The 19,028-nt window shown below is 65.2% G+C and carries 18 protein-coding genes; 11 read left to right on the plus strand and 7 right to left on the minus strand.

All coding sequences use genetic code 11. The features are described from left to right. Position 1 precedes the first annotated feature (1 nt). Entirely contained in the window at positions 2-1,855 is a 1,854-nt protein-coding gene (locus ACOHWE_RS09775) for a peptidoglycan -binding protein (RefSeq protein WP_420666023.1), read from the plus strand. A 183-nt stretch (positions 1,856-2,038) separates the two neighbouring features. On the opposite strand, the gene ACOHWE_RS09780 is transcribed toward ACOHWE_RS09775, so the two are convergent. The 3 genes from ACOHWE_RS09780 to gloB all read right to left on the minus strand — a co-directional run bounded on the left by ACOHWE_RS09780 (position 2,039) and on the right by gloB (position 6,306). Beyond that, complete coding sequence (locus tag ACOHWE_RS09780; protein ID WP_420666024.1) at positions 2,039-3,016, minus strand: M23 family metallopeptidase; 978 nt, start codon at positions 3,014-3,016, stop codon at positions 2,039-2,041. After that, entirely contained in the window at positions 3,016-5,343 is a 2,328-nt protein-coding gene (gene clpA / locus ACOHWE_RS09785; RefSeq protein ID WP_420666025.1) for an ATP-dependent Clp protease ATP-binding subunit ClpA, read from the minus strand. The genes ACOHWE_RS09780 and clpA overlap by 1 nt, the downstream gene beginning before the upstream one ends. 189 nt (positions 5,344-5,532) lie before the next feature. After that, entirely contained in the window at positions 5,533-6,306 is a 774-nt protein-coding gene (gene gloB, locus ACOHWE_RS09790) for a hydroxyacylglutathione hydrolase (protein WP_420666027.1), read from the minus strand. 55 nt (positions 6,307-6,361) lie between these two features. Between gloB and ACOHWE_RS09795 the strand changes: the two genes are divergently transcribed. From ACOHWE_RS09795 to ACOHWE_RS09825, 7 genes are all read left to right on the plus strand, one after another. After that, on the plus strand, positions 6,362-7,108 hold the full coding sequence (locus ACOHWE_RS09795; RefSeq protein WP_420666028.1) for a class I SAM-dependent methyltransferase: 747 nt from the start codon (positions 6,362-6,364) through the stop codon (positions 7,106-7,108). Positions 7,109-7,491: 383 nt separating this feature from the next. Continuing rightward, a complete protein-coding gene (locus ACOHWE_RS09800) occupies positions 7,492-8,052 on the plus strand; it encodes a F0F1 ATP synthase subunit delta (RefSeq protein ID WP_420666030.1) in 561 nt (186 codons plus the stop codon). Then, on the plus strand, positions 8,053-9,591 hold the full coding sequence (gene atpA / locus ACOHWE_RS09805; protein ID WP_420666031.1) for a F0F1 ATP synthase subunit alpha: 1,539 nt from the start codon (positions 8,053-8,055) through the stop codon (positions 9,589-9,591). A 15-nt stretch (positions 9,592-9,606) separates the two neighbouring features. Then, a complete protein-coding gene (locus ACOHWE_RS09810) occupies positions 9,607-10,482 on the plus strand; it encodes a F0F1 ATP synthase subunit gamma (RefSeq protein ID WP_420666033.1) in 876 nt (291 codons plus the stop codon). A 22-nt stretch (positions 10,483-10,504) separates the two neighbouring features. Continuing rightward, positions 10,505-11,929: a F0F1 ATP synthase subunit beta gene (gene atpD / locus ACOHWE_RS09815; RefSeq protein WP_420666035.1), complete on the plus strand. Its 1,425-nt coding sequence runs from the start codon at positions 10,505-10,507 to the stop codon at positions 11,927-11,929. Between the two features lie 57 nt (positions 11,930-11,986). Then, positions 11,987-12,400 carry a F0F1 ATP synthase subunit epsilon gene (locus ACOHWE_RS09820; protein ID WP_420666037.1) on the plus strand — a complete coding sequence of 138 codons (414 nt, stop codon included), beginning with the start codon at positions 11,987-11,989 and terminating at the stop codon, positions 12,398-12,400. Positions 12,401-12,568: 168 nt separating this feature from the next. Continuing rightward, positions 12,569-12,919 carry an H-type lectin domain-containing protein gene (locus ACOHWE_RS09825; protein WP_420666038.1) on the plus strand — a complete coding sequence of 117 codons (351 nt, stop codon included), beginning with the start codon at positions 12,569-12,571 and terminating at the stop codon, positions 12,917-12,919. A gap of 8 nt (positions 12,920-12,927) precedes the next feature. On the opposite strand, the gene ACOHWE_RS09830 is transcribed toward ACOHWE_RS09825, so the two are convergent. Both ACOHWE_RS09830 and ACOHWE_RS09835 read right to left on the minus strand, forming a co-directional pair. Then, the gene (locus tag ACOHWE_RS09830) at positions 12,928-14,022 is read right to left on the minus strand and encodes a sensor histidine kinase (protein WP_420666039.1); all 1,095 of its coding nucleotides are present in this window, start codon (positions 14,020-14,022) and stop codon (positions 12,928-12,930) included. A gap of 260 nt (positions 14,023-14,282) precedes the next feature. Then, positions 14,283-15,305, minus strand: a complete 1,023-nt coding sequence (locus tag ACOHWE_RS09835) for a ribose-phosphate pyrophosphokinase (RefSeq protein WP_420666040.1) — start codon at positions 15,303-15,305, stop codon at positions 14,283-14,285. A gap of 107 nt (positions 15,306-15,412) precedes the next feature. On the opposite strand from ACOHWE_RS09835, the gene ACOHWE_RS09840 reads away from it, so the two are divergent. The 3 genes from ACOHWE_RS09840 (at position 15,413) to ACOHWE_RS09850 (ending at position 17,525) form a co-directional block, all read left to right on the plus strand. Further along, on the plus strand, positions 15,413-16,015 hold the full coding sequence (locus tag ACOHWE_RS09840) for a 2-hydroxychromene-2-carboxylate isomerase (protein WP_420666041.1): 603 nt from the start codon (positions 15,413-15,415) through the stop codon (positions 16,013-16,015). After that, on the plus strand, positions 16,012-16,806 hold the full coding sequence (locus tag ACOHWE_RS09845) for an alpha/beta fold hydrolase (protein ID WP_420666043.1): 795 nt from the start codon (positions 16,012-16,014) through the stop codon (positions 16,804-16,806). Before ACOHWE_RS09840 ends, ACOHWE_RS09845 begins: the two co-directional genes overlap by 4 nt. A gap of 95 nt (positions 16,807-16,901) precedes the next feature. Further along, the gene (locus tag ACOHWE_RS09850; RefSeq protein WP_420666045.1) at positions 16,902-17,525 is read left to right on the plus strand and encodes a 2-hydroxychromene-2-carboxylate isomerase; all 624 of its coding nucleotides are present in this window, start codon (positions 16,902-16,904) and stop codon (positions 17,523-17,525) included. On the opposite strand, the gene ACOHWE_RS09855 is transcribed toward ACOHWE_RS09850, so the two are convergent. Next, positions 17,514-18,548 carry a threonine aldolase family protein gene (locus ACOHWE_RS09855; protein WP_420666046.1) on the minus strand — a complete coding sequence of 345 codons (1,035 nt, stop codon included), beginning with the start codon at positions 18,546-18,548 and terminating at the stop codon, positions 17,514-17,516. The two genes, ACOHWE_RS09850 and ACOHWE_RS09855, sit on opposite strands and share 12 nt — an antisense overlap. Next, on the minus strand, positions 18,548-19,027 hold the full coding sequence (locus tag ACOHWE_RS09860) for a YcgN family cysteine cluster protein (RefSeq protein WP_420666047.1): 480 nt from the start codon (positions 19,025-19,027) through the stop codon (positions 18,548-18,550). The genes ACOHWE_RS09855 and ACOHWE_RS09860 overlap by 1 nt, the downstream gene beginning before the upstream one ends. Between the last annotated feature and the right edge of the window lies 1 nt (position 19,028).

Here is a 19,028-nt window from a genome sequence, read left to right on the forward strand (position 1 = left end):
CATGGCCCTGTCGCGTCGCACCGGACAGCGGTTCCAAGCCTCGATCTGGCCGGGCTTTGTCGATGCGATGACCGGGCTCTTGCTGGTGCTGATGTTCGTGCTGACCATCTTCATGGTGGTGCAATTTGTGCTGCGCGAAACCATAACGGGGCAAGAAAGCGAACTCGACAGCCTCTCAGCCGAGGTCAGCGCCCTGGCTCAGGCGCTGGGACTGGAGGAACGGGCAAACCGCCAATTGCAGGCCCGGCTGGGGGCGCTGACTGCCACGCTGAACACCACGCAGACAGACTTGGAGCAGGCCCGCAACCGGATCGCCGGGCTGACCGCGGAGCGCGATGCGCAGGCGGCCGAACTGGAAGCCGCGGAGAGCCGCATCACCCGCTTCGAGGCCGAGGTTGCGGCGCTCATCTCCAGCCGCGATGCGGCGCGGGCAAAAATCTCGGACCTGAGCGCGGAGCGGGAGGCGCTGGAGACGGCGCAGGCGGAGCTGATGAGCGAGCAGGAGGCATTGAACCTCGCGCTGGCCCAGGCCCGCAGCGAGGTTGACGCCCAGGCCGAGGCCGCCCGCCTGGCCGCCGCCCGGCGCGAGGCGTTGGAAGCGCTGGTAGCGCAGCTGGAATCCGAGGGCGATGCCCGCGCTGGCGAGATCGCAAGCCTCGAGGAGCAGCTAAGCGCGGAAGAGACCGCCCGCCTGGCCGAGGCTGCCGCGGCGGAAGCCCTGCGGGAGAAGCTGGAAAACGCCGACGCGGAGCTGACCGCGATGACCCTGGCGCTGGAGGTGCAGCGGCAGGAGGCGGAGGATACGCTCACCCTGCTCGCGGCTGCGGAGGCCGCAAAGAAACAGCTCGACGCGCAGTTGAGCGAACTGGAAGCTGCCCGTGCCGGATCTGATGCCAAAGCGGATGAGCTGGCCGCAGAACTGGCCCGGACCCAGGCGGCGCTTGCCGCCGCAGAGGCGGCTGCCGAGGCGGACGCGGGCGAGCTCGACGTGCTGCGCCGGCGCCTGACAGCCGCACTTGGGGCTCAGGAAGAAGCCGAGACCGCCGCCGCCCGGCAGCAAAGCCGGGCCGATGAGCGCGCGGCACTTCTTGCCAAGGCGCGCGAGACGCTGGCGCAGGAAAAAACGCTGTCGGAGGAGGCCCGGCGGGAAACCGCGCTGCTCAACCAGCAGGTGGCGGCGCTGCGGGATCAGCTGGGCGGACTGCAAGCCATTCTTAACGACTATGCGGATCGCGATGCGGCGCAGCAGGTGCAGTTGCAGAACCTGGGCCAGGACTTGAACGCGGCGCTGGCCCGCGCTGCCTCGGAAGAGCGCAAGCGCCGCCTTCTCGAGGAGCAGGAGCGCAAGCGCCTGGAAGCCGAAGCTGAACGGCTGGCAGGCCGGGCGCAGGATCTGGAACGCTACCGCTCGGAATTCTTCGGCCGCCTGCGGGATCTCTTGGGCAACCAGGAGGGCGTGCGCATTCAGGGCGACCGTTTTGTCTTTGCTTCGGAAGTGCTGTTTTCCCCAGGCAGCGCCACCTTGTCGGCGGCGGGCCGCCGGGAGATTGCCAAGGTGGCGCGTATCCTGCAGAGCGTGGCCGCGGCAATCCCGCCGGAGATCGACTGGGTGATCCGGGTCGACGGCCATACCGACGACCAGCCGCTGGTGGCACATCCGAAGTTTGCCGACAATTGGGAGCTGAGCCAGGGCCGGGCGCTGTCGGTGGTGCGCTACATGGTAGAACAGCTTGGCGTGCCGCCGGGCCGGCTTTCGGCTAACGGGTTTGGCGAATTCCAGCCGGTGAACCCGGCCGGCACGCCCGAAGCGCGGTCGCAGAACCGGCGGATCGAGCTGAAGTTCACCGAGAAATAGGCGGCAACGGCAGTGCCAGCCAGGCTATGATCTGCTTTGACGCGGCCGGTGCCCTCCCGCCCGGTGCCCGGAGGCCCCTATCCGGCCTTCGCGCCCGTTGGGCCGCGCAGCCGCCGGGGCGATGCCACGCCGGCTGCGGCACCGTGATACGGGTTGGGACCGCTCTGCCGCTTCGGTTTGGGGTTATTTCGACGCGTCCGGCAGCGTCATGACGCGTGAAAACCGGTCGACCTCCCGGCCTGCACGCAGCAGGACCGCGGTGCCGGTATAGGCTCCGGGCGCGAGTTCTTTGCCGTGTAATCGCCGGCCTGCTGCGCGGAAGAACTGCGCCTGCGCCTTGCCCAGGGTCTCGCTGTGCTCGACCAGAGCGCCACCCGGACCGGAGACGGTGATCTCCAGAACATCTCCAGCCTGGCCGCCGAAGGCGTAGGCCCAGAACACCAGTGCGGATGCCTCCGCGGGGAGGGGAGATTCATCCGCCTGGCCTGCCTTAATGGCATCGTAATCGGGAAGGCCGCTGGCAAAGCCCGCGCCAAGAAGCCCGCCGGGCCGGTAGACGGGGGGCTCGGCCCAGAGGGGTTCGCCCGCGGGGCTGCCGCAGCCGTCGAGGCTCTGGGGCGCGAAAGGGTCAACCACCGCGCCATCCTTGCGCACGGAAAGGTGCAGGTGCGGGAACTGCGTCTTGCCGGAGAGCCCCACCTCGCCGAGTACGGTGCCCGCCGTTACCCGCGTGCCTTTTGCCACACGGATCGAGCCGCGTTTAAGGTGGCAGTACTGGGTCTCCCAGCCGCCGTCGTGGCGCAGCACCACGCCGTTGCCACACTCGCGGCCCTTAAAGCTCTCGGCGTTCGCTTCGGTCGCATAGCGGTCCGGCATAGCGTCGCGGGTGCCCGCGACCACGCCATCTGCGGCAGCACGCACGGCGGCGCCCGATTGCATGTCCGAAAGGTAGGGCAGGGCGATGTCGGTGCCCTTGTGCCCATCATAGCTGAGGCTGCCGCAACGGAAGTCCTGCGCGCCCGGGCCCGGGTCGTGATCAACGAACTGCTGGATGTGGCAATCCTCGCCCAAGGTGCAGTCTAGCGGGAACTCGAGACGAAAACCGCCCGCCGCGGCGGGCGCGGCGAGCGTTAGAAGCATCAGGAGCGCAGGAGCGCGCATCAATCGGCGGTGAGCAGCGGCGGCTTGTTGCCCGAGATCTGCGGGCTGCCCGGCCCTTCGAGCCGCAGGTCCAGTTTACCGTCCTTGATGCCGACCTTGACGATGCCGCCCTTGGTGAGCTTGCCGAACAGCAGCTCTTCCGCCAGCGGTTTCTTGATGTGCTCCTGGATGACCCGGCCCAGCGGGCGCGCGCCCATCTTGTCGTCGTAGCCCTTGTCGGCCAGCCACTCGGCCGCCTTGCGGGTGAGCTCGATCGAAACGTTGCGGTCCATCAGCTGCGCTTCGAGCTGCAGGACGAATTTCTCGACCACCTGCAGGATCACCTCTTTCGGCAGCGGCGCGAAGGAGATCACCGCATCGAGGCGGTTTCGGAACTCCGGCGTGAAGGTGCGTTCGATCGCGGCGGTGTCCTCGCCCTCGCGGCGGTCGCGGCCGAAGCCGATGGCGGCCTTCGCCATGTCGGAGGCGCCCGCGTTGGAGGTCATGATCAGGATCACGTTGCGGAAGTTCACCGTGCGGCCGTTGTGATCGGTCAGCTGGCCGTTGTCCATCACCTGCAGCAGGATGTTGTAGACATCGGGGTGCGCCTTCTCGATCTCATCGAGCAGCAGCACGCAGTGCGGGTGCTGGTCGACGCCATCGGTCAGGAGGCCGCCCTGGTCGAAGCCGACGTAGCCCGGAGGCGCGCCGATCAGGCGGGAGACCGCGTGTTTCTCCATGTACTCCGACATGTCGAAGCGCAGCAGTTCCACGCCCAGCTGGTCGGCCAGCTGTTTGGCGACCTCTGTCTTGCCGACGCCGGTGGGGCCTGCAAAGAGGTAATTGCCGATCGGTTTCTCCGGCTCCCGCAGGCCTGCGCGGGCCAGTTTGATTGCGCTCGACAGGGCGGTGATCGCCGCGTCCTGGCCGAAGACCACGCGTTTCAGCGAGTTTTCCAAGTCCTTCAGCACTTCGGCATCGTCCTTGGAGACGCTTTTGGGCGGGATCCGGGCGATCTTGGCGACCACGGCCTCGATCTCCTTGACACCGATGGTCTTGCGGCGCTTGCTCTCGATGATCAGGTGCTGCGCGGCACCGGCCTCGTCGATCACGTCGATGGCCTTGTCCGGCAGCTTGCGGTCGTTGATGTAGCGCGCCGACAGCTCCACCGCGGTTTTGATCGCGTCGCCGGTGAACTTGATGCCGTGGTGCTCCTCGAAATAGGGCTTGAGGCCCTTCAGGATCTCGATGGAATCCTCCACCGACGGCTCGTTCACGTCGATCTTCTGGAACCGGCGGGACAGGGCACGGTCCTTTTCGAAGTGCTGGCGGAACTCCTTGTAGGTTGTGGAGCCCATAGTGCGCAGCTTGCCCCCCTGCAGCGCGGGCTTCAGCAGGTTGGAGGCATCCATCGCGCCGCCCGAGGTGGCGCCTGCGCCGATGACGGTGTGGATCTCGTCGATGAAGAGCACCGCGTCGGGGTGATCCTCCAGCTCGGAGACCACGGCCTTCAGGCGTTCCTCGAAGTCGCCGCGGTAGCGGGTGCCGGCAAGCAGCGCGCCCATATCGAGCGAGAAGATCGTGGTCTGCGACAGCACCGCCGGCACCTCGCCCTGGACAATCTTGCGGGCCAGGCCCTCGGCGATGGCGGTCTTGCCGACGCCGGGGTCGCCCACCAAAAGCGGGTTGTTCTTGCGGCGGCGGCACAGCACCTGGATGCAGCGCTCCACCTCCGGCTCGCGGCCGATCAGCGGGTCGATGTCGCCGTCGCGGGACTTGGCGTTGAGGTCGACGCAGTATTTCGCCAGCGCGCTTTCCTTCTTTTCGCCGTCCGCGGAGGGGGAAGAAACGGTCTCCTCCTCGGTGTCCTGGGCGCCGGAGACGGGACGCGCCTCGCCAAAGGCCGGGTCCTTGGCGACGCCATGGGCGATGAAGTTCACCGCGTCATAGCGGGTCATCTCCTGGTCCTGCAGGAAGTAGGCGGCATCGCTTTCGCGTTCGGCAAAGATCGCAACCAGCACGTTGGCGCCCGTTACCTCAGTACGGCCGGAGCTCTGCACGTGAATCGCGGCGCGCTGGATTACCCGCTGGAAGGCGGCGGTCGGCACGGCTTCCGAGCCGTCGATGTCGGTGACGAGGTTGGAGAGGTCCTCATCCACAAATTCCACCAGGGATGAGCGCAATTCGGACAGATCGACGCTGCAGGCACGCATCACGCGGGCGGCGTCGGGCTCCTCGATCAGGGCCAGGAGCAGGTGCTCCAGGGTTGCAAATTCGTGACGGCGTTCATTCGCCAGCGCCAGCGCTGCGTGAATGGCCTGTTCCAGGGTGCTCGAGAATGAAGGCACGGGCGTGCTCCTCTGATCTTGGGTTGGCCGGGCGCGGAGGGGTTAACCAAACCCCGCTCTTCAACCATCTGTCTATATTGTTAGAGTTTGGTTGATAGCGCGCCGGCTTCAAGGGCTTTTCTTCATTTTCGGGTCACAATTATTTATCGCGTAGCAGGCGCGGCGGTCGCTCCCGCGCCCGCGCCCGGGTCAGAAGTTGTCTTTACGCTTGCGGATTTCGGCGAAGACCGCCACGTCCTCAGCGCCTTCCATCCCCAATTCTGCTTTCAGTGCGGCGTTACCGGCACGCAGGAAGGGATTGGTGTCAAGCTCCAATTGCAGCTTGGAAGGCACGGTCGGGCGGCCTTCTGCGCGGGCTGCGCCGATGTCCTTGGCGCGTGCTTTCAGCGCCGCATTTCCGGGGTCGACCGCGAGGGCAAAGCGGGCGTTCGACTGGGTATACTCATGGCCCGAGTACACAGTGGTTTCCGGCGGCAGCGCTGCGAGCCGTGTCAGGCTCTGCCACATCTGCTCCGGCGTGCCTTCGAACAGCCGGCCGCAGCCAAGTGCCATCAGGCTGTCGGCGGTGAACACTGCTTCGGCGCTGGGGATGTGGAAGGCGATATGGCCCACTGTGTGGCCGGAGACATCCATCACCCGAACTTCCTCGCCGAAAAGATCGAAGCTCTCGCCATCGCTCAGCTGTTTGTCGAGCGGCGGAAGCCGTGCCGCGTCAGCCGCCGCGCCAGCCACCTTGGCGCCATAGGTCGCGACCAGCCCGGCGGTGCCGTCCACGTGGTCCCAGTGGTGGTGGGTCAGCAGGATCCAGTCGAGCCCCCAGCCGCGGCGTTCAAGCTCGGCCCTGATGGCCGCGGTCTCAGGCGCGTCGACCAGCGCGGTGCGGCCGCTAGCGTTCTCGTGAATCAGGTAGGCGTAGTTGTCCGAAAGGCAGGGCAGGGTGACGATCTCAAGGGGCATGGTCATTCGCCTTATCATTGCTAAACTGCCGCCAGATTGGCCGAAGCAGCAGGCGCCCGCAATGCATCTGGACGTGCAGGATTTGAGGAACTTCTATTACCGCAGCACGCTGGGCCGGGCGGCGCAGGCCTCGATCCGCGGCCGCCTGCAGGAGCTCTGGCCCAAGGCCGAGGGTCAGACGGTGGCGGGGTTCGGCTTTGCTGCGCCTCTGCTCAGACCCTATCTGGCCGATGCGCGCCGGGTGATAGCGCTGATGCCGGCGCCGCAGGGAGTGATGCAGTGGCCTGCGGGAATGCCCAATGTCTCCGTGCTCTGCGAGGAAACCGACTGGCCGCTGGATACCGGCCGCGTCGACCGGCTGGTGCTCCTGCACGGGCTGGAGACCTCCGAGCGGCCCTCGCGTCTTCTGGAGGAATGCTGGCGGGTGCTGGGGCCGGGCGGCCGCGCCATTTTCATCGTGCCGAACCGGGCGGGGTTCTGGGCCCGCTCGGATCTCACACCTTTTGGCTACGGGCGGCCCTACACGCTGCGCCAGCTGGAGGGCCAGCTGCGCCAGCACCAGTTCGCGATCGAGCAGCATACCGCGGCGCTCTACCGGCTGCCGAGCCACCGCCGCTTCTGGCTGAAGTCCGGCCCGCTGCTCGAGCGCATGGGCCGCAAGCTGCCCGCGATGCTGGCGGGCGGCGTATTCATGGTGGAAGTGAGCAAGCAGACCTACCCGACAAGCGGCCACATGACGCGCCGCAAGACGCCGAGCCGGATCCGGGTGCTGGAGGGGCTCTCCAACCCCTTGCCGGAACCGGTTTGATCGGGACCGTGCCGGTGCCAGCCGCGTGCGGGCTTCAGCCTATATATAAGGAGTGGCCCGCCGCCCGCCGCAGGCCGCGGATGGCGCAAATGTGACAGTCTGGGGCGCCAAAGCGGCATTCCGGAATCGCCAAAACGACAGGTTGCCGCTGCGATTTTATTTTTCCGACTATGGCCAATCGGCCTCACTTTCCTTAACGCATTGAAATCGTTCGGAACAAGCTTGCGCCCGGAACCGTTATAGACAGTTGATAGGTCGGATTTGCTCTGCTAGACCCACGCTGATTTCAATGCCCCGCCTTTTCGGGGGCTGTCACACGCCCCCGGACGCCGCCTTTCTCGAGGTGCGCGCACCGGGGCCATAATAATATCGGAAGGGTGGACGTGTCCGAACCAGCTTCGATTTCTGCAGGCATTGCTGCGCGCTATGCCACCGCGGTGTTCGACATCGCGGAAGAGAACAAGGCGCTCGACAGCCTTGAAACCAGCATCAATGACCTGGCAGCCGCGCTGGCTGACAGTGAAGACCTCCGCAGCCTGATCGCCTCGCCCCTGGTGTCGCGCGAAGAGCAGCGGGCCGCGATCACCGCCGTGGCGGACAAGATGGGCCTGGATTCCGTTCTGCGCAACACCCTGGCGCTGATGGCGGACAAACGCCGCCTGTTCGTTCTGCCCGCGCTGATCGAGGCGCTGCGCGCCCGCCTGGCTGCGGCCCGCGGCGAAATCACCGCCGAGGTGACCTCCGCCAAGGCGCTGACCAAGACCCAGAGCGAAAAGCTGGCTACGACCCTCGCCGAGCGTGTGGGCAAGAAAGTCACCATCAATGCAACCGTCGATGAAAGCATCATTGGCGGTCTCGTCGTAAAAGTGGGCTCGAAGATGATCGACAGCTCGATCCGCTCCAAGCTCAACTCCCTACAGAACGCAATGAAAGAGGTCGGATAAATGGGTATCCAAGCAGCAGAGATTTCTGCGATCCTGAAAGACCAGATCAAGAATTTTGGTCAAGAAGCCGAGGTGGCAGAAATCGGCCGCGTGCTGTCCGTTGGTGACGGTATTGCCCGCGTCTATGGCCTCGACAACGTTCAGGCCGGTGAAATGGTCGAATTCCCAGGCGGCATCATGGGCATGGCGCTGAACCTGGAAAGCGACAACGTCGGCGTGGTTATCTTCGGCTCCGACCGCGACATCAAAGAAGGCGACACCGTCAAGCGCACCAACTCGATCGTGGACGTCCCCGCAGGCCCCGAGCTGCTCGGCCGCGTGGTTGACGGCCTCGGCAACCCGCTGGACGGCAAAGGCCCGATCAACGCCTCCCAGCGCCTGGTCGCCGACGTCAAGGCGCCCGGCATCATCCCGCGTAAGTCGGTGCACGAGCCGATGGCGACCGGTCTGAAGTCGGTCGACGCGATGATCCCGATCGGCCGCGGCCAGCGCGAGCTGATCATTGGCGACCGCCAGACCGGCAAGACCGCCGTGGCGCTCGACACCATCCTGAACCAGAAGTCCTACAACGACGCCGCGGGCGACGACGAGTCCAAGAAGCTGTACTGCGTCTACGTCGCGGTCGGCCAGAAGCGCTCCACCGTTGCGCAGCTGGTGAAGAAGCTGGAAGAGACCGGCGCGATGGAATACTCCATCGTCGTGGCCGCAACCGCGTCCGACCCGGCGCCGCTGCAGTTCCTGGCGCCCTATGCCGCAACCGCGATGGCCGAATACTTCCGCGACAACGGCAAGCACGCGCTGATCATCTATGATGACCTCTCCAAGCAGGCCGTGGCCTACCGCCAGATGTCCCTGCTGCTGCGCCGCCCGCCGGGGCGTGAAGCCTACCCGGGCGACGTGTTCTACCTGCACTCCCGCCTGCTGGAGCGTTCGGCGAAGCTGAACGAGGAATTCGGCGCCGGCTCGCTGACCGCGCTGCCCGTGATCGAAACCCAGGGCGGCGACGTGTCCGCGTTTATTCCGACCAACGTGATCTCGATCACCGACGGCCAGATCTTCCTGGAAACCGAGCTGTTCTACCAGGGCATCCGCCCCGCCGTGAACACCGGTCTGTCGGTGTCGCGCGTGGGCTCCTCGGCCCAGACCAACGCGATGAAGTCGGTTGCAGGCCCGGTGAAACTGTCGCTGGCGCAGTACCGCGAAATGGCGGCCTTTGCCCAGTTCGGCTCCGACCTCGACGCCGCCACCCAGCAGCTGCTGAACCGCGGTGCGCGCCTGACCGAGCTGATGAAGCAGCCGCAGTACTCGCCGCTGACCAACGCCGAAATCGTCTGCGTCATCTATGCGGGCACCAAAGGCTACCTCGACAAAGTTGACCTGAAGGACGTTGGCCGCTGGGAAGCGGGCCTGCTGTCGCATCTGCGCGGCAAGCGTCAGGACGTTCTCGACTGGATCACTCGCGAGGACCCGAAAATCAAAGGCGACGCCGAAGCTAAACTCAAGGCAGCTATCGACGAATACGCCGCAACCTTCGCATAAGGAGAGAGACGGGACATGCCATCTCTCAAGGACCTTAAGAACAGGATCGAGTCGGTCAAATCGACCCGCAAGATCACCAAAGCCATGCAAATGGTGGCCGCGGCGAAACTTCGCCGCGCCCAGGAAGCTGCCGAGGATTCCCGGCCCTACGCCAAGCGGTTCAATGCCGTGATGGCGGGGCTGGCGGCCTCGGTCGGCGGCAGCGACACTGCACCGAAGCTGCTTCGCGGCACCGGCAGCGACCAGGTTCACCTCCTGGTCGTGATGACTGCCGAGCGCGGCCTCTGCGGCGGCTTCAACTCGAACATCGCCAAGCTGGCCCGCCAGAAGGCGAACGAGCTGAAGGGCGCGGGCAAGACGGTGAAGATCCTCACCGTCGGCAAGAAGGGCCGCGACGCCCTGAAGCGCGACCTGAGCGGTGATTTCGTCGGTCATGTGGACCTGAGCGAAGTGAAGCGCATCGGCTACGTCGACGCGCAGAAAATCGCCAGGGACATCCTGACCCGGTTCGACGCGGGCGAGTTCGACGTGGCGACGATCTTCTACTCGGAGTTTGTCAACGTCGTGACGCAGATCCCGACGGCGCAGCAGATCATTCCGGCCTCCTACGACGAGAGCGAGGTGGAAGCCACCTCCGCGGTCTACGAGTACGAGCCGAGCGAAGAGCGGATCCTTGCGGACCTCTTGCCGCGCGGCGTGTCGACCCAGATCTTCGCTGCCCTGCTGGAAAACGGCGCCTCCGAACAGGGCGCCCGGATGAGCGCGATGGACAACGCCACCCGCAACGCGGGCGAGATGATCGACAAGCTGACCATCCAGTACAACCGCTCCCGCCAGGCCGTGATCACCAACGAGCTGATTGAAATCATTTCGGGCGCCGAGGCGCTCTAAGAGACAACCCGGAGACCAACAAATGGCACAAGCTAAAGGCAAGGTGACCCAGATCATCGGCGCCGTTGTGGACGTCCAGTTCGACGACCACCTGCCCGCAATTCTGAACGCGCTGAACACCGACAACCACGGCAAGACGCTGGTTCTGGAAGTGTCCCAGCACCTCGGCGAAAACACCGTCCGCTGCATCGCAATGGACGCAACCGAAGGTCTGGTGCGCGGCCAGGAAGTGACCGACACCGGCGCGCCGATCTCGATCCCGGTCGGCAATGCCACCCTGGGCCGCATCCTGAACGTCGTGGGTGAGCCCGTCGACGAGCAGGGCCCGGTCAACGCGTCCGAGACCCGTCCGATTCACGCTGAAGCGCCTGAGTTCAACGAGCAGTCCACCGAGTCGGAAATCCTGGTGACCGGCATCAAGGTGATCGACCTTCTGGCGCCTTACTCCAAAGGCGGCAAGATCGGCCTGTTCGGCGGCGCCGGCGTGGGCAAGACCGTTCTCATCATGGAACTGATCAACAACATCGCAAAGGTGCACTCGGGTTACTCCGTGTTCGCCGGTGTGGGGGAGCGGACCCGCGAAGGGAACGACCTCTACCACGAGATGATCGAATCCAACGTGATCAAGCCGGACAACCTCGAAGAGTCGCAGGTGGCTCTGGTTTACGGCCAGATGAACGAGCCTCCGGGGGCCCGTGCCCGCGTGGCGCTGACCGGCCTGACCCTGGCGGAACAGTTCCGCGACCAGTCCGGCACCGACGTTCTGTTCTTCGTCGACAACATCTTCCGCTTCACCCAAGCGGGTTCGGAAGTGTCGGCTCTGCTCGGCCGTATTCCTTCGGCGGTGGGCTACCAGCCGACCCTGGCGACCGACATGGGCGCGATGCAGGAACGCATTACCTCCACCAAGAACGGCTCGATCACCTCGATCCAGGCCGTCTACGTTCCCGCGGACGACCTTACCGACCCGGCACCGGCAACCACCTTTGCCCACCTGGACGCAACCACCGTTCTCAACCGTGCGATCTCCGAACTGGGCATCTACCCGGCCGTGGACCCGCTGGACTCCACTTCGCGTCTGATGGATCCGGCAATCGTGGGCGAAGAGCACTATAAGGTTGCTTCCGACGTTCAGCAGATCCTCCAGCGCTACAAGTCGCTGCAGGACATCATCGCCATCCTCGGCATGGACGAACTGTCGGAAGAGGACAAGCTGACCGTTGCGCGCGCGCGTAAGATCCAGCGTTTCCTGTCCCAGCCGTTCGACGTGGCGAAGGTGTTCACCGGTTCGGACGGTGTGCAGGTGCCGCTGGAAGATACAATCTCCTCCTTCAAGGCGGTTGTGGCCGGCGAATACGACCATCTGCCGGAAGGTGCCTTCTACATGGTGGGCGGCATCGACGAGGTGAAAGCCAAAGCCGAGAAGATGGCAGCGGAAGCCGCCTAAGCACGGATTTTTCCCCGCGCCGCCCGCGGTGCGGGGGAACCCCGAAAGGAGGCCCCAATGGCACAAACGATGCAATTCGATCTCGTGAGCCCTGAGCGGAGCCTTGCTTCGCAGCAGGCGAGCGCGGTTCTGATCCCTGGCTCCGAGGGTGACATGACGGCGATGCCCATGCATGCGCCGACCATCACCACCCTGCGCCCCGGCGTCCTGAAGGTCGAAAGCCCCGAAGGCAACGCGGAATATCTGGTCACCGGCGGCTTTGCAGAGATCGCAGGCGACAGCCTCTCGGTTCTGGCCGAGCGCGCGATCCCGATGAGCGAGCTGACCCGCGAGCAGCTCGACGAGCTGATCGAGGAAGCCCGCGAGATGTACAAGACCGCGAAAGAGGAAGACCAGCCGCACGGCCTGGTGGAGGATGCAGCCAAACTGCTCGCAGATATGGAAGCCCTGGGCACCCATATGGCGATCTGATCCGGTTCCCGGACCAGCGGAATGGAAACCGGCGCCCTTCGGGGCGCCGTTTTTTTGTGGCCCGGCGGCATCGGCCTGCGGTTGCCTGTGCGGCGTGGCGTTCTGGCTGTGGTGTTCGGCCGGACTTTGGCTAGCCTGTGAAAAAGACGGCAGGCCAAGGGACAGATGATGAAGCGGCTGCGTAACCCCCGCACCGGTATTGATCAGGGCGATACGGAAGTATTTTCCGATTTCGAACAGGGCGGCAGCATGTGGACGGGTGAAGGCCTGCGCGAGCGCCGAAAAGAAGTGTGCTTTTCCGAGGCTTTCGCCACCCCGCCGGCAGTGCACCTCTCGCCTTCGATGTGGGACATGCAGTCCTCCGCGCCGGTCCGCGGCGAGCTGGTGGCGGCCAATATCACCTGTGAAAGCTTCGAGATCGTCTTCCGCACCTGGTCCGACAGCCGTGCCGCGCGCCTGCGCGCAAGCTGGCTGGCGATCGGTGATCTGCCGTTCGACGACGACTGGCAGATCGATTGAGGCGGCGGTCAGCCGGCCGGAAAGCGCAGTTGCAGGATGCACCCTTCGGGCGTCAGCCGGGTGCTGATTTCACCGCGCAGCTGCGCCGCGGCCGCGTCCATCAGGCTGCTGCCCAGGCTGGTGGCCGCACCGGACACATCCGAACAGGCTGCGCCGCCGCCGATGCCATTGTCGCGGCATTCCAGCACCACCGAATTGCCGTTCCGCCCGACCGATACGGAAACCTCGCCTGTGCGGCCGTCCGGGAAGGCATGCTTGACGGAATTGGCGGCAAATTCGCTCACGATCATCGCCAGCGCCGTCGCGCTGTGGGACGAAACCAGCATCTCATCCGCGTCGCAAACCAAGTGGACATGCGGCGGAAGGGTGTCGCGCAGCACTTCGGTGATCCGCTCCAGGTAGGAACAGATGCAGATCTTGCCGCCCAGCGGCGCGTCCTGCAATTCCCGGTGCAGTGCACTGATCGAGCCGAGCCGGCGGCTGACCGCGTCCAGCGCTTCACGTGCGGTCTCCTCTTTTAGGGTCCGGCTGTGCAACCGGACCATTGAGGCCAGCGTCTGCAGCGAGTTTTTGACCCGGTGATCGGCTTCGGCGCGCAGCACCTCGACGTTTTTCAGCGCCATCCGCAGCTCCAGCTGATGCATGACTTGGCGTGCCAGAACCTGGATCGTGTTGCGCTGCAATGCGGTCAGCTTGCGCGGCTTGTAGTCGAGCACGCAGAGCGTTCCTAGCGGCAGACCGTCCGCCGCAAGAAGCCGCGCCCCGGCATAGAACCGCAGTCCGGGGTCGCCGAGGCACAGCGGGTTGTCGGACATTCTTGGGTCCTGCAGCGTGTCCTCGATCTCGGTAAAGTCCTCGCCGAGGATCACATGCGCGCATATCGAGGTATCGATCGGCGTGCTGCGGGCGTTCAGCCCGACCTCGGCCTTGAACCACTGCCGGTCCTGGTCGATCAGGTTGATCACGGATATCGGCGCATCGCAGATCTGCGCGGTCAGTTCGACGATTTCGTCGAAGCTTCGTTCACGCGGGGTGTCGAGGATGTCATAGGTGTATAGCGTTTGCAGTCTGTCCGCCTGATCGGGGTGGTGTTCAGCGCGCATGGGTCTTGTCCTCGAACTTTCCCCCCGCGCGCCGTTCCGAAGGACCTGCGAGGTTTTGAGCGACTATGCCCCTGGCAGCCGGCCGGGTCCACCCGAAACCAGCCAGCCGCCGCCGCGGAAGGCGGCTTTTCGCGGGCGGTCACCGTGCCGGGCCGGCGCCTGGGACTGGCCCCGCTGCTTCCAAGTGACGGAGAGGGCATGAAAAAGCCCCGTGCAGGCAACGCCTGGCGCGGGGCTTAACTCCGGGGGAGGACGGCCGCTTAGCCGCCGTTGGAATAGAGGCTTTCGTAGATCGGGATCAGCGTCTTGTCCTCGAACAACGAAGACACCGAGGTGCCGTGCCAGATGTTCAGGATCGCCTGGGTGAACAACGGCGCGGTGGGCAGGATGCGGATGTTGGGCGCGCCCTTGACTGCTTCGGTCGGCTGGATGGAATCGGTCAGCACCAGCGATTTCATCACCGAGTTGGTGACGCGCTCCACTGCCGGGCCGCTCATCACGCCGTGGGTGATATAGGCGTGTACCTCGCGGGCACCATTGTCGAGCAGCACCTGAGCCGCCTTGCACAGCGTGCCCGCGGTGTCGCACATGTCGTCGATGATCAGGCAGATCTTGTCCTTCACGTCGCCGATCACGGTCATCTCGGCCACCTCGCCGGCTTTCTCGCGGCGCTTGTCGACGATCGAGAGCGGCGCGTTGATGCGCTTGGCCAGCTCGCGGGCGCGGGCCACACCGCCGACGTCCGGCGACACCACCATCAGATCGCCCATGCTGTCCTTGAACTGGTTGCGCACATCCAGCGCGAAGATCGGCGAGGCATAGAGGTTGTCGACGGGAATATCAAAGAAACCCTGAATCTGGGCGGCGTGCAGGTCCATCGTCAGAACCCGCTCGATGCCCGCTCCGGTCAGCATGTTGGCAACCAGCTTGGCCGAGATCGGGGTGCGGGCCTTGGTGCGGCGGTCCTGGCGGGCATAGCCGAAATAGGGGATCACCGCGGTGATCCGCTGTGCGGAAGAGCGGCGCAGCGCATCGGAGATGATCAAGAGCTCCATCAGGTTGTCGTTGGCCGGGTTCGAGGTCGGCTGGATCACGAACATGTCCTCGCCGCGGACGTTTTCGTAGACCTCCACGAAGATCTCGCCGTCATTGAAGCGCTCGACGCGGGCGTCCACCAGCCCCTGGTCGACGCCGCGGTGCATGCTCATGCGGCGTGCGATGGATTGGGCAAGCGGAAGGTTTGCGTTCCCAGCAATAAGCTTGGGTTCGTTCAAGGTCGGCATTGGCTGATATCCCCAGGCAGCAATGGCTATGTGACAGATTCGTGATATTGAACCCCGCTTAACACGCACATAACTTCGCGCAAAGTTCAAAGCGGGAGAAACAACTTATGGCAGCCGTTGACTATTATTTCTCAACCCTTTCGCCGTTTGCCTATCTGGCAGGAACCCGGCTGGAGGAGATCGCCGCGGGACGCGGCGCGACGGTCACCTACAAGCCGCTCGACATCATGGCGCTGTTTGCCCGCACCGGCGGCACCCCTCCCGGCGAGCGGCATCCGGCACGCCAGGAGTACAGGCTGATCGAGATGGAGCGCCAGGCGGCCAAGCTGGGCCTGCCTATGAATCTGAGACCCGCGCACTGGCCCACCAACCCGGCACCCGCATCTTATGCGGTGATCGCGGCGCAGAACGCGGGGGGCGGTGACATGGGGGCGCTGGTGCATGGTCTGCTGCGGGCCTGCTGGGCGGAGGAGAAGAACATCGCCGAAGACAGCGTGATCCGGGAGTGCCTGCAGGGCGCCGGTTTCGACCCTGTGCTGGCCGACAGCGGTCTTCTGACCGGCGCGGAGACCTATGCGCAGAACCTCGAGGACGCAGTTGCGGCCGGGGTGTTTGGCGCCCCCTTCTACATCACCTCGGATGGGGCGAAGTTCTGGGGGCAGGACCGGCTCAGCGATCTCGACGCGCATCTGGCGGGGCAGGCGGCGTGAGCGGCGCACAGGTCTGCCACCGCAGCTTTGGCACGGGGCCGCGGCAGGTGCTGGCGGTGCATTGTTCGCTCGCCCATTCCGGCGCCTGGCGCTCACTCGCGGCTGAGATGGAAGGGGAGATCACGCTCACCGGTTTCGACCTATTGAGTCACGGCCGCAGCCCGGACTGGGACGGGGCCGGCAATTACCAGACTCTGAACGTCGAGGCTGGGCTTGGGATGGTCGATGAGCCGGTGGATCTGGTCGGCCATTCCTTCGGCGCCACCGTGGCGCTGCGAATGGCGCAGGCACGGCCGGAACTGGTGAAGTCCCTCACCCTGATCGAGCCGGTTCTATTCGCGGTGGCCCGCGCCGATCAGCCGGAGATGCTGGCGGCAATGGAGGAGGAAAGCCTGCCGATCGATGCGGCCTGGGAGGAGGGCAACATCGAGCTGGCGACGCGGCTGTTCAACCGCATGTGGGGCCCCGGCGAGCCGCGCTGGCCCGATCTGCCGGAGCAGCTGCGTGCCGCGATGATGCGGGCGATGCCGGTGATCCCGGCAAGCTACCGCACGCTCTATCACGACGAGACCGGCACACTCGCGCCGGAGGCGCTGTCACGGGTCACCATGCCTGCGCTGGTGTTGGCGGGAGACGCCTCCCCGAAGGTCATGCCGGAAATTGCCCGCGGGATCGCGCGGCGATTGCCCAATGCGCGCGCCGAAATCGTGGCGGGTGCCGGCCACATGCTGCCGGTAACCCACCCCCAGGAGACCGCCGCGCTGCTGCGCAGCTTCTGGCCGGAAGGCTGAACAGCCGCTCCCGCCGGCCCCCTCTAATCTTTTCTTTGGCAGCAGGGTTCCTGATCCTAGACTGAACTTCAGGTTATGACTGGAAGGAGGATCCCATGCCCGGACTGGATTTCTGGTATTCCATCGGCAGCACCTACAGCTATCTGACCGTGATGCGGATCGCGGATGCGGCGGCGCAGGCGGGCGTCGCGGTCCGCTGGCGCCCCTTCAACGTGCGCCATGTGATGACGGTGCAAAACAACATCCCGTTCAAGGATAAGCCGGAAAAGACCGCCTACATGTGGCGCGACATCGAACGCAGGGCGCAGCGCTACGGCCTGCAGCCGCGGCTGCCCGCGCCGTATCCGCTGCCGGAACTGGTGCTGGCCAACCAGATTGCCGCGCTGGGTGCGGCGGAGGGCTGGGGCGAGGCCTACACTCAGGCCGCTTACCGCTGCTGGTTCGAGGCCGGCCAGCCCGCGGGCGAGGACCCGAACCTGACCGTCAGCCTAGAGGCCGCTGGACAGGATCCAGCCCGGGTGCTGGCAGAGGCGCAGGCGGACCAAACCGTTCAGGCGCTGGCAGAGGCAACGGAGGAGGCGATGGGCCTTGGTATTTTCGGAGCCCCCAGCTTTTCCGTGGCAGGCGAAGTTTTCTGGGGCGATGACCGGCTGGAAGATGCGCTTGATTGGGCGCAGGGACGCCGGCAGCCGCTGCCAGGGCAGATCTTAAATAAGTGACAGGAACGCCCGGATTTCTTCTTCCGGCACCGACCAGTCGCAGACGAAGCGGGCAGTCACCATCTCCTCGTCCGGGCCGTCCATGCCGCCGTCCCAGAGGTGGTAGACGGCGCCGGCCTCGAACAGCCGTTTGTGGGTGCTGCGGGGCAGGGCGGCGAAGATCATGTTGGCCTCGGGCGCATGGCTGAACTCCGCTCCGGCCTTCCGCAGCCCCTCGGCCAGTGCGGCCGTGTTTGCATTGGCGGCGCGGGCGTTTTGCAGCCAGAGATCATCGCTCAGGTAAGCCAGCATCTGCGCCGACAGGTAGCGGTGCTTGGAAAACAGATGCGCGCCGCGCTTGCGGCGGTACTCGAACTCCTGCGCGCGGGCGGGGTCGAAGAAGATCACCGCCTCCACTCCCAAACAGCCGTTCTTGGTGCCGCCGAAGGAGACCGCGCTGACGCCGGCCTTCCAGGTCATCTCCGCGGGTGTGCAGCCAAGCGCCACCAGCGCATTGGCAAAGCGCGCGCCGTCCAGATGCACCGGCAGGCCGTATTCGGCCGCCACCGCGCAGAGGCTTTGCAGCTCGTTCAGCGTATAGACGGTGCCGAACTCGGTCACCTGGGTGAGCGAAACCGGGCCGCGCTGGGGGCCGTGCACGCCGCGGGTTTCCTCGCCCTCAATGGCGCGGCGCAGATCAGCGGGCGTCATCTTGTCGGCACTGGTGGCGAGGGTCAGCTTGGCGCCGCCGGTGTAGAACTCGGGCGCGTTGCATTCGTCCATGTTGATATGTGCAGGCCCGGTGCAGAAGATGGTCTGCCAAGGCTGCGCCAGCGTCGAGAGCGCCAGCACGTTGGCGGCGGTGCCGGTGGCGACAAGATAGACCGCGGCCTCCGGAGCCTCGAAGATCTCGCGGATCCGGGCCGTCACTTCCGCCATCTCCCGATCTGCGCCATAGCCCATGGCATAGCCCTGATTAGCGCGCGCCAGCGCGTCCAGGATCTGCTGCGGCACCGGGCCGGAATTGTCAGAGGCGAAATGCATCAGGTTGGCTCCTCGATAATGTAATCTTCCCATTCCTCTTCGGAAATCTCGAACTCGGACACGGTCCAGCCGCGCACCGAAACACCCGCCTCGTGGACGCTCTCAGGCGTGCCGGTGAGCAGCGGGTGCCACTCCGGTAGCGGCTTGCCCTCCCACAGCAGCCGGTAGGCGCATGTCGCGGGCATCCAGTAGGCGTGGGTGTCGAGATTGTCCGGCTTCAGCACGATGCATTCCGGCACGAACTGGTGGCGGATCGGGTATTGCGAACAGCGGCAGGAGGCATCGTCGAGCAGGCGGCAGGCGACCCGGGTGAGGGCGACCTCGCCGGTATCCTCGTCCTCCAGCTTATTGAGGCAGCACTTGCCGCAGCCGTCGCACAGGGCTTCCCATTCGCGCTGGTTCAGCTTGGCGAGCGGTTTCTTCTCCCAGAACCGCAGCGCGAGGCCGGTACGGTCGATCACGTCTTCGCCTTGCGGCATT

The organism is Cribrihabitans neustonicus (assembly GCF_048820895.1).
In the GTDB taxonomy this organism is placed as follows: Bacteria; Pseudomonadota; Alphaproteobacteria; order Rhodobacterales; family Rhodobacteraceae; genus Cribrihabitans_A; species Cribrihabitans_A neustonicus.